Genomic DNA, 9,703 nt, shown 5'->3' with positions numbered 1-9,703 from the left:
AGTATACGCATAAGTTTCACTACAAAACTTTCCGATTAAAATCATGACAAAAAAATGATGTTAATTTCATTTTTGCATCACCGTTTTATTATATCAAAAATTAGGAAGTTAACAAGGTCACCTTTTGTCTGTATGGAAAGCTAGGATAAAAAAGCGAATTTAGCTCATTAAAAAATTAAATAGACATTTATAAATTTTAATGTTCTGAAAAAAATATAACAAAAGGGATGCTGCAGTTATTTATTTTAGAAAAACTCTTGACATTTCTGATATATATATATATATAATTTTTACAGAAAACTTAATTTGATTAAAGGAGAAAATATGAAAAGAAATGCTCATATAGTTTCAATATTATTATTTTCAGTACTTGTCTTATCAGGATGCTCAATTACAAAAAACATAGTAGATACTGCTACTAGTATTACAGACAGTACATCTAATGCTTCGGCATCAGAAACATCTAGTTCTAGTACATTTGCTCCTCAAGATACTTCAGATGAAACCATTGAAGAAATCGTAACTTATAATGATTATTTAGTAATGTATTCTAAGATTATTGATGAATATTTAACCAACTATCAAAATGCTATTGCAGGCACTGTTCTTGATGATGGAGGAACTACCATTGAAAATCTAAAGCAAGAAAGTAAAAATTCTTTAGAAGAGCAGCGTAAGGAATACGATGCTATGGGTGATAGTAAGATTGTCGGGAAAGACAGTTTAGTTCAGTATTTAAAAAATTATCGCGATAGCTTGAAAGAAGTAACCGATAATATTGCATCATCTATTCAGTAATTAATTTATAAGAAAAAAGGAGAAAATATGAAAACTAAATCTTTAGCTATTACAAATGGAATTGTAGGTCTCACAGGAGGAATCTTTCTTCTGTTTGCAATATGGTTTATCCTAGGAGCAGCATCCACAGGATCGGAGAATGCGACAAGATTGATAACTATATTTGTTTATGTTGTGAAAATTGCTTTATTAGTTCTGGGAATAGTTGGTGCTGTTTATTATAGAGGGGATAGTCCAGTTGGGACAGCTCCTAGTGTCCTACTTATTGTTGGAGGAGCTGTTTCACTTATTCCGTTTTTAGGATGGGTTGGAGGAATTATAGGAATCACTGGAGGTTCCTTGTATTTAGCCAGTCTTAAAAAATTCCCTAGTTAATTTTGTCAAGAAAAAACATTGTTTTTGGGATACTATTGATGGTGTCTTTAGTAAAGGAATAAAAACATTATGGGAAAAATAGGAAAAGGTTGTTTAGGTTGTCTAGGAGTGTTTATTGCAATATTTATAATAGGTATTGGTGCAGTAATATTTTTTGCGTACGGTTTAGCGTCTGATATGGGATACAGTACACCTACTATAATTTCAACAATAATTAACAAGACTACAGGTAATAAAACTGAATTTAAACAAACAGATACATCAGATGAAACGATTCGTTCTATTAAGACTTATGGTGATTATATAAAAATGTATCAATATATCATGGAAGATTATCAAAATTACTATGAAGATAAGTTATCAGAGTATGGGGTCATTGATAATGAAACGAAAGAAGAGTTTGAAAATTCAAAGTCTTCAATTGATTATGAATTTGAACTTGCTGAAAGAGAATATGGTGGTATGACAGATATTCCATTGTCAGATGATATTAATAAAAAGTTTGCTGATTATCTTATAGCTTATCGTGATACTTTACATCAAACTGTTGATAAAATATTTAATAATTTAGGAGGAATATAGTATGAGTTGGGAATTTATTGTATTATTTATTTTCTTTATAATGATGATAGGAACTCTTGCGGCAGTAAGTATTATTGGTGATTTAGCAAATATTGCTAAGTGGCTTGGTTTGGGAGCTATTGCAGGAAACGTTATCAATAATAAAATCAATGCAACTGCGGCTACAAGGCAGGGCAGAAGGTGGAATAAAACAAATAGAAAAACAAAGAATAAATATATTGATAGTGCAGTAGAGTTTATTTCTCCAACACTTAATGATGTTTCTAGCGATTTGGATAATCAAGAATATCAAGAATTTTTGAAATGGAAAGAGTCTCAGAAGTGAGTACAGTAGATATATGGTCTAACGCTTATTGGGTTAACATAGTTTGTCTAGGAGGTAATATATGAGATTATTAGGTAAAATTCTATCTGACAAAATTATTAATACAAACGGTTATATTCGTTCAGACACTGGAACACAAGTTCATTCCTATTTACGAACTCATCCTAAAAATCAAGGATTGAGTAAGAGTGTAACTAGGTCAATCATAAATTCTTTAAAAAATAAGTAATAAAAGCCTTGATTCGTATATGAATCAAGGCTTTTATTACTCTTCTTCTGTTTGATACTTCTTCAATCGTTTCTGAATTTCGTCTAGGCGAGCTTGTGTTTCATTTTGGAAAACACGTATTTTGTAAGTTAGCTCCTGACTGATTTTAGCCAGCACAGCTCTTTGCTCCGTTATAGTTGCTAGGCTATCTTTGATTTTATCAATATCTTGGTTAATAGCAGAGCTGCTTTCTTTGATATCGTAAAAACCTGCTTTAATTTCCTCGCGGTGTTTGTAGGCTTGATAGGCAGCAAAACCAGCTGCGCCTAAGAATAGATAACGTCCAATTTTCATACAGATACCTCGTTAGCAATTGTCTGAGCTAGCTGAGCTAGTCGGTCAAAGTCTGGTTCGTGTTCTTCAAAACCAAGAGTGATACCATCACTTTTTCCGTAGCGCGGAATGAGATGAACGTGGGCATGAAAGACAGTTTGTCCAGCGATTTCTTCGTTATTGTTAAGAATATTCATACCAACTGCCTGAGTTGCTTTTTGAACTGCACGAGCAATTTTGGGCACACGGCTAAACAGCAGCTCAGCAGTCTGAGTTGACATGTCTAATACATTACGGACATGCTCTTTAGGAATGATCAAAGTATGGCCTTTGGTAGCCTGAGAGATATCCAAGAAAGCTAACACCTGTTCATCTTCGTAGACTTTAGAAGAGGGAATTTCCCCAGCAATAATCTTGCAAAATAGACAATCTGTCATTTGAATCACCTGAATTCTATTGATTTTGTTATAATGATTATATCAAAAAATTGTGAGTAAGTTTATGTTAAAAATTAATCAATTAACGGGAGGTTATGCTAACATTCCTGTTCTCAAGCAAATTTCTTTTGAAGTGGGTGATGGCGAGTTGGTTGGTCTCATTGGTTTAAATGGCGCTGGGAAGTCCACCACTATCAATGAAATTATAGGCCTTTTGACACCTTATCAAGGAGAAATCAGTATTGATGGGTTAAGTTTGGCGGATGATAATTTTGCCTATCGCCAAAAGATTGGCTATATTCCAGAAACGCCCAGTCTTTATGAAGAATTGACTCTGCGTGAGCATTTGGAGACAGTACTCATGGCCTACGGCTTTGATGTGAAAGAAGGTCTTGAGCGTGCGAATCAATACTTGAAATTGTTTCGTCTGGAGGATAAGCTAGAATGGTTTCCAACTCAATTTTCAAAGGGGATGAAACAAAAGGTTATGATTATCTGTGCTTTCATAGTCAATCCCAGTCTTTTTATTATTGATGAGCCATTTTTAGGGTTGGATCCGCTGGCTATTTCGGATTTGACCAACCTTTTAGCCAAGGAAAAAGAGGCTGGCAAAGCTATTCTCATGTCTACACATGTTTTGGACTCAGCTGAAAAAATGTGTGATCGTTTTGTCATTCTTCATCAAGGTGAAGTCTTAGCTGTGGGGACTTTAGATGATTTACGAAAGCAGTTTGGTGATTCTAAAGCCAATCTCAACGACATCTATATGGCCTTAACCAAAGAGGGTAGTCTATGATTGCAGAGCTTTTTAAAACACGCCGAAGCACCTTTCGTAATCGTTGTCTTAAGTACAGCCGCTATGTTTTTAATGACCATTTTGTTCTTGTTCTCATGTTTCTTTTGGGCTTTCTTCTGGTGCAGTACAGCCAGTTGTTACGGCATTTTCCTAAGCAGCCTTGGCCTATTGCTTTAGCTTTGTTTCTGCTGTGCCTTGTTCTGCCTTTTTGGGGAAATGTTGCCACTTATGTGGATGCAGCGGATAAATACTACCTTCTGGTTAGAGAAACAGAAGTAACAGCACATATCAAATCAGCTGTGCGTAGGGCCTATCTTTTTTGGACAGCTGTTCAAAGTCTATTGCTTGTTTTAGTGGCTCCGCTTTTCTTGGCCTTAAGCCTGCCATTATGGGGCTTTGTTCTGATTTTGCTCTTTTTGGCTGTGGCAAAATATATTATTTTTCAAGCTAGAGTACAGCCCTTCTTTAACAATTCTCACCTGAACTGGGAGACAGTTATTACGGCAGAGCAAAAGCGCCAGCAGGCTATTCTCAAATTTTTCTCTCTTTTTACTACCGTTAAAGGGATTTCAAGCAGTGTTAAACGCCGCAAGTATTTGGATGGTTTACTTTTTCTGGCAGCTAAAAGGCAAGATAAAGCATGGCTTAATCTTTATGTGAGAGCCTTCTTACGTTCAGGTGACTATTTTGCCTTGACTCTGCGTTTATTTATTTTGGCAGTTTTATCAATTCTATTAATTGATGAGGGCTGGTTAGCTTTTGCCTTGGTTTTAGTTTTCAATTATCTCTTGCTTTTTCAGTTGCTTGCTCTCTTTAATCATTTTGATTATCATAGAATGAGTCAGTTTTTACCGCCGTCTCAAGTGCAGAAAGTGACGAATTTCAGGCAGTTTTTAACAGTGCTTATGTTGATTTTAACGGTTATAGAAGCTCTGCTGTTTTTCCAATGGCAAATTAGCGGCAGCCTTATTTTGGCTATGAGTGCGCTTTTTGTTCTTTATATTCCTTATAAACTAAAGAAGATGATTGACTAAGCTGCATAAAATAGGTAAAATATAAAGAAACGACTAAATCAATGAATGAGGTTGGAAGGTTAGACTGTTTCGACCTTACTATCTTGAAAAGGAGATGCCAGGTGACGTCTACAGATAAAGATTTGACCTTAGTCCCTCTCAAAGGTAAGAGCGGTAAGGCCTACATGGGGACCTACCCTAACGGGGATCGGGTCTTCGTCAAGATGAATACAACGCCAATCTTGGCAGCTCTTGCCAAGGAACAAATTGCTCCCCAGCTTCTATGGGCTAAGCGTTTGGTTAATGGCGATATGATGAGTGCTCAGGAGTGGCTGGATGGTCGTATTTTGACCCGTCAAGATATGAACAGCAAACAGATTATTCAGATTTTAGGCAATCTTCACAAATCCAAGCAGCTGGTCAATCAGCTGTTGCAGCTGGGCTATCATATTGAGAATCCTTTTGATCTTTTGCGCGATTGGCAGGAAAATGCTTCGCTTCAGCTTCAGGATAATACTTTCTTACAAGAAGTAATTGACTATTTGAAACGTCACTTGCCAGAGTTTCGTTCTGAGATTGCAACGATTGTACATGGAGATGTTCGCCACAGCAATTTTGTCATCACGACATCAGGTTTGATTTATTTGGTGGATTGGGATTCTGTTCGGCTGACAGATCGGATGTATGATGTTGCTCATCTTTTGAGTCATTATATTCCAGAGGCTCATTGGCCTGAATGGCTGTCTTATTATGGCTATAAAAATAATGACTTGGTTTTAGATAAGATTTTCTGGTATGGTCAGTTTTCGTATTTGTCACAGATTTCAAAGTTCTTTGATAATCGTGATATTGAACATGTTAATCAAGAAATCTATGCGCTTCGCAAATTTCGAGATGATTTCAAACGACATAGAAAGTAAGCATGCGAGTTAGAAAACGTAAAGGTGCTGAGGAACACCTAGCTAACCATCCTCAATATGTCATTCTTAATCCAGAAACAGCTAAAGGAAGATGGCATGAGATATTTGACAATGACAATCCCATCCATATAGAAGTCGGTTCTGGCAAGGGAGCTTTTATCACTGGTATGGCTGTCAAAAATCCTGATATTAATTATATTGGAATTGATATTCAGTTATCTGTGCTTAGTTATGCTTTAGATAAAGTTCTTGACTCAGCCGTGAAAAACGTCAAATTGCTTCGTGTAGATGGTTCTGCTTTGACCAATTATTTCGCTGATGGTGAAATTGATCTTATCTATCTTAATTTCTCAGATCCTTGGCCTAAGAAAAAACATGAAAAGCGGCGGCTGACCTATAAAACTTTCTTGGATACTTACAAGCAGATCTTGCCTGAAGGCGGTGAAATTCATTTCAAAACGGATAACCAAGGCTTGTTTGAATATAGTTTGGCCAGCGTCTCACAATATGGCATGATTCTGAAACAAGTTTGGCTTGATCTGCATGCCAGTGACTATGAAGGCAATGTTATGACGGAGTATGAACAAAAATTCTCCAGTAAAGGTCAGGCAATCTATCGTATGGAAGCACAGTTTTAATCATTTATTTAAAATTTTTGAGCCTTTGGCTCTTATCATGGAGAGGTCGCATAGTGGCCGAGTGCGCACGCTTGGAAAGCGTGTAGTCCTTAACGGGGCTCGGGGGTTCGAATCCCCTCCTCTCCTTACTTTTTTCAAATTAAAAAACTCAGACACCTCTTCAGTCTGAGTTTTCATTTTTAATCAGGTGAGCTTCCTGCAACCCAGCCAGTACATAGAGCAGCAGTGATATTAAAACCGCCAGTGTGGGCATTAATATCCAACACTTCACCGGCAAAATGGAGGCCCGTTACTTTTTTGCTTTCTAGAGTTTTGGGATTGATTTCCTTAAGCTTAATTCCACCCTTAGTGACAAAGGATTTGGCTAATGTCATTTTACCTGTAACAGGAATCGGCAGAGCTTTAAGTCTGGTTATCAGTACTTCAGTATCAGCCTTTCCAAGCTGTTTAATTTTCTGATTTGCTTTGCTGTCGCTCAGAAACTCAGCTATTCGTTCAGGGACTAGGATTTTTAGGGCATTTTTTACCGTTTTTTCTCGGTTTTGGGTTAAATGCTGGAGCAGATAATCAGCTGTCATTTGAGGTAAAAAATCTAAGTAAATGGTTTCGCCGCCCTTGATGAAACTGGATAGTCGCAAGGCAGCTGGACCTGAAAGTCCAAAGTGAGTAAAGAGTAGGTCATGGGTGATGACATGTTTGCCGTAGCTAAGGGTTATATCACTTAATGAGATTCCCTGCAATACCTTATGCGGGAAATTGGTCAGAAGAGGACTTTCGGCGGCTTCAAGCGGTGTAAGCTCAAGATTAAAGTGGCGAGCAATATCATAGCCAAAACCAGTTGATCCTGTTGAAGGATAAGATTTACCGCCAGTTGTTACAATCAATTGCTTACAGGTTAGTTCTTGGTCAGCCGATTTGATATGAAAGAGATGCTCTCTTTTCTTAACTGAAACGACTTCAAACTGGGTCCAAATCTGAGCGCCTAGGGCAAGAATCTTCTTCTCTAAAGCCTGAATGATAGTCTGAGATTTATCTGTAACTGGGAAAACCCGTCCGTGATCTTCGACTTTTAAAGAAACGCCATTATCTTCAAAAAAATGGATAATATCGTGGTTGTCAAATTGAGAGAAAACACTGTAGAGAAAGCGTCCGTTTCCAGGAATCCCATCCATAAGATCATCAAGTGTTCCGTTATTAGTAACGTTGCATCGTCCGCCGCCAGTTCCAGCCAGCTTTTTGCCCAGACGTTTATTTTTTTCCAGAAGCAGCGTCTTTTTTCCGTGCCAGCTGGCTGCTATTGCTGCCATCATACCAGCAGGCCCGCCTCCGATAATAATTGTTTCAAAATGTGTCATGATTCTATTCTACCATAAACTTTGGAGACGATCTGATTACTAAGTTACCATTTATTGAAGCAGCAGAGTAATTATCAGACTTTTTGGGAAATAGTGATTTTATCGTGTTACTCAGCTGATTTTGTGCTAAAATAGTAATGTTAAAGTAAACAGAAAAGAGGTCTGTTATGACTGAGAAAAATTTAAAAGATTTACGTCATCGCTCGTCAGTTTATGACAGCATGGTTAAGTCACCTAACCGTGCCATGCTGCGGGCAACAGGGATGAAAGACGAACATTTTGAACAGCCGATTGTCGGTGTCATCTCAACTTGGGCTGAAAATACGCCATGTAATATTCATCTTCATGATTTTGGTAAGATTGTTAAAGAAGGCGTAAAAGATGCAGGTGCTTGGCCTGTCCAGTATGGAACCATTACGGTTGCAGATGGGATTGCTATGGGAACGCAGGGAATGCGTTTCTCTCTGACTTCGCGGGACATCATTGCAGATTCCATCGAAGCGGCCATGGGCGGCCATAATGTAGATGCTTTTGTTGCTATTGGCGGCTGCGATAAGAACATGCCCGGCTCTGTCATCGCTATGGCCAATATGGATATTCCGGCTATCTTTGCTTACGGGGGAACGATTGCACCGGGAAATCTTGATGGTAAAGATATTGATTTGGTTTCGGTTTTTGAAGGTATCGGAAAATGGAACCATGGCGATATAACAGCCGAAGAAGTACGTGCAATTGAGTGTAATGCCTGCCCGGGTCCTGGCGGCTGTGGCGGTATGTATACGGCCAATACGATGGCTACCAATATTGAAGTTCTGGGACTTAGTCTTCCAGGCTCTTCTTCTCACCCAGCTGAATCTCCAGAGAAAAAAGCTGATATTGAAGAAGCTGGTCGTGCGGTTGTCAAAATGCTTGAATTAGGCATAAAACCATCTGATATTCTGACTCGTGAAGCTTTTGAAGATGCTATTACTGTAACCATGGCACTTGGCGGCTCAACCAATGCTACTCTGCATTTGCTGGCCATTGCTCACGCAGCCAATGTGGATCTGACTCTTGAAGATTTCAATGATTTCCAAGAAAGAGTTCCTCACTTGGCTGATTTGAAGCCATCCGGTCAATATGTCTTCCAAGATCTCTATGAGGTTGGCGGTGTGCCAGCTGTGATGAAATACCTTTTGGCTAATGGTTTCCTTCATGGCGATCGCATCACTTGTACTGGCAAAACCGTTGCTGAAAACTTGGCTGATTTCCCAGATTTGACACCAGGTCAAAAGGTTATCATGCCACTTGAGCATCCTAAACGTGCAGATGGTCCGCTTATTATCCTTAAAGGTAATTTGGCACCAGATGGTGCTGTTGCCAAGGTTTCAGGGGTTAAAGTTCGTAATCATACCGGCCCTGCTAAGGTCTTTGATTCAGAAGAAGAAGCTATTGAAGCGGTTCTTTCAGATGATATCGTTGATGGCGATGTTGTTGTTGTCCGTTTTGTTGGTCCTAAAGGCGGTCCTGGTATGCCGGAAATGCTTTCTCTCTCATCCATGATTGTCGGTAAGGGACAAGGAGACAAGGTTGCACTTCTGACTGACGGTCGCTTCTCAGGCGGAACTTACGGTCTGGTTGTCGGACATATTGCTCCTGAAGCTCAAGACGGCGGTCCAATTGCCTATCTTCATACAGGCGATTTGGTTACGGTTGATCAAGACACCAAAGAAATCACTATGCATGTTTCAGACGAAGAACTTGAACGCCGTAAGGCTGAGACAGTTCTTCCGCCGCTTTACTCACGTGGCGTCCTTGGTAAATACGCTCACACCGTATCTTCAGCTGCCAAAGGTGCTGTGACAGATTTCTGGAATACAGAAAGATCAGGAAAATAGAAGATATAATAAAAGAGTTTGGAAGTTTGGTTTCCAGACTCTTTTT

12 protein-coding genes and 1 tRNA gene are annotated in these 9,703 nt (G+C 38.7%); 10 read left to right on the top strand and 3 right to left on the bottom strand.

Going from position 1 to position 9,703, the window contains the following annotated elements; all coding sequences use genetic code 11:
• The first annotated feature begins 324 nt into the window (after positions 1-324).
• From ACVRZ8_RS02590 to ACVRZ8_RS02575, 4 genes are all read left to right on the top strand, one after another.
• Positions 325-798, top strand: coding sequence for a hypothetical protein (locus ACVRZ8_RS02590; RefSeq protein WP_447447769.1), 474 nt, complete (start codon positions 325-327; stop codon positions 796-798).
• Positions 799-825: 27 nt separating this feature from the next.
• Complete coding sequence (locus ACVRZ8_RS02585) at positions 826-1,173, top strand: hypothetical protein (RefSeq protein WP_447447768.1); 348 nt, start codon at positions 826-828, stop codon at positions 1,171-1,173.
• Between the two features lie 69 nt (positions 1,174-1,242).
• Positions 1,243-1,755 (top strand): hypothetical protein, encoded by a 513-nt coding sequence (locus ACVRZ8_RS02580; protein ID WP_447447767.1) that lies wholly within the window; start codon positions 1,243-1,245, stop codon positions 1,753-1,755.
• A 1-nt stretch (position 1,756) separates the two neighbouring features.
• Positions 1,757-2,080: a ribonuclease gene (locus tag ACVRZ8_RS02575; protein WP_447447766.1), complete on the top strand. Its 324-nt coding sequence runs from the start codon at positions 1,757-1,759 to the stop codon at positions 2,078-2,080.
• Between the two features lie 265 nt (positions 2,081-2,345).
• Here ACVRZ8_RS02575 and ACVRZ8_RS02570 read toward each other — a convergent pair whose 3' ends face one another.
• Complete coding sequence (locus tag ACVRZ8_RS02570; RefSeq protein ID WP_447447765.1) at positions 2,346-2,642, bottom strand: hypothetical protein; 297 nt, start codon at positions 2,640-2,642, stop codon at positions 2,346-2,348.
• Positions 2,639-3,058 carry an HIT family protein gene (locus ACVRZ8_RS02565; RefSeq protein WP_447447764.1) on the bottom strand — a complete coding sequence of 140 codons (420 nt, stop codon included), beginning with the start codon at positions 3,056-3,058 and terminating at the stop codon, positions 2,639-2,641. The genes ACVRZ8_RS02570 and ACVRZ8_RS02565 overlap by 4 nt, the downstream gene beginning before the upstream one ends.
• 64 nt (positions 3,059-3,122) lie before the next feature.
• Between ACVRZ8_RS02565 and ACVRZ8_RS02560 the strand changes: the two genes are divergently transcribed.
• The 5 genes from ACVRZ8_RS02560 (at position 3,123) to ACVRZ8_RS02540 (ending at position 6,551) form a co-directional block, all read left to right on the top strand.
• Entirely contained in the window at positions 3,123-3,854 is a 732-nt protein-coding gene (locus ACVRZ8_RS02560) for an ABC transporter ATP-binding protein (protein WP_447447763.1), read from the top strand.
• Positions 3,854-4,888, top strand: coding sequence for an ABC transporter permease (locus tag ACVRZ8_RS02555; protein ID WP_447447807.1), 1,035 nt, complete (start codon positions 3,854-3,856; stop codon positions 4,886-4,888). The genes ACVRZ8_RS02560 and ACVRZ8_RS02555 overlap by 1 nt, the downstream gene beginning before the upstream one ends.
• 101 nt (positions 4,889-4,989) lie before the next feature.
• A complete protein-coding gene (gene ccrZ / locus ACVRZ8_RS02550) occupies positions 4,990-5,787 on the top strand; it encodes a cell cycle regulator CcrZ (RefSeq protein ID WP_447447762.1) in 798 nt (265 codons plus the stop codon).
• A 2-nt stretch (positions 5,788-5,789) separates the two neighbouring features.
• Positions 5,790-6,425: a tRNA (guanosine(46)-N7)-methyltransferase TrmB gene (gene trmB / locus ACVRZ8_RS02545; RefSeq protein WP_447447761.1), complete on the top strand. Its 636-nt coding sequence runs from the start codon at positions 5,790-5,792 to the stop codon at positions 6,423-6,425.
• Positions 6,426-6,464: 39 nt separating this feature from the next.
• Positions 6,465-6,551 (top strand) — tRNA-Ser (locus ACVRZ8_RS02540).
• 53 nt (positions 6,552-6,604) lie between these two features.
• On the opposite strand, the gene aao is transcribed toward ACVRZ8_RS02540, so the two are convergent.
• Positions 6,605-7,780 carry an aminoacetone oxidase gene (aao, locus tag ACVRZ8_RS02535; protein WP_447447760.1) on the bottom strand — a complete coding sequence of 392 codons (1,176 nt, stop codon included), beginning with the start codon at positions 7,778-7,780 and terminating at the stop codon, positions 6,605-6,607.
• 167 nt (positions 7,781-7,947) lie between these two features.
• Here aao and ilvD point away from each other — a divergent pair, with 167 nt between their 5' ends.
• Positions 7,948-9,657, top strand: coding sequence for a dihydroxy-acid dehydratase (gene ilvD, locus ACVRZ8_RS02530; RefSeq protein ID WP_447447759.1), 1,710 nt, complete (start codon positions 7,948-7,950; stop codon positions 9,655-9,657).
• Positions 9,658-9,703: the final 46 nt, after the last annotated feature.

It is taken from the genome of Streptococcus dentiloxodontae (assembly GCF_053206925.1).
This window is presented reverse-complemented; position numbering and strand designations above follow the sequence as displayed.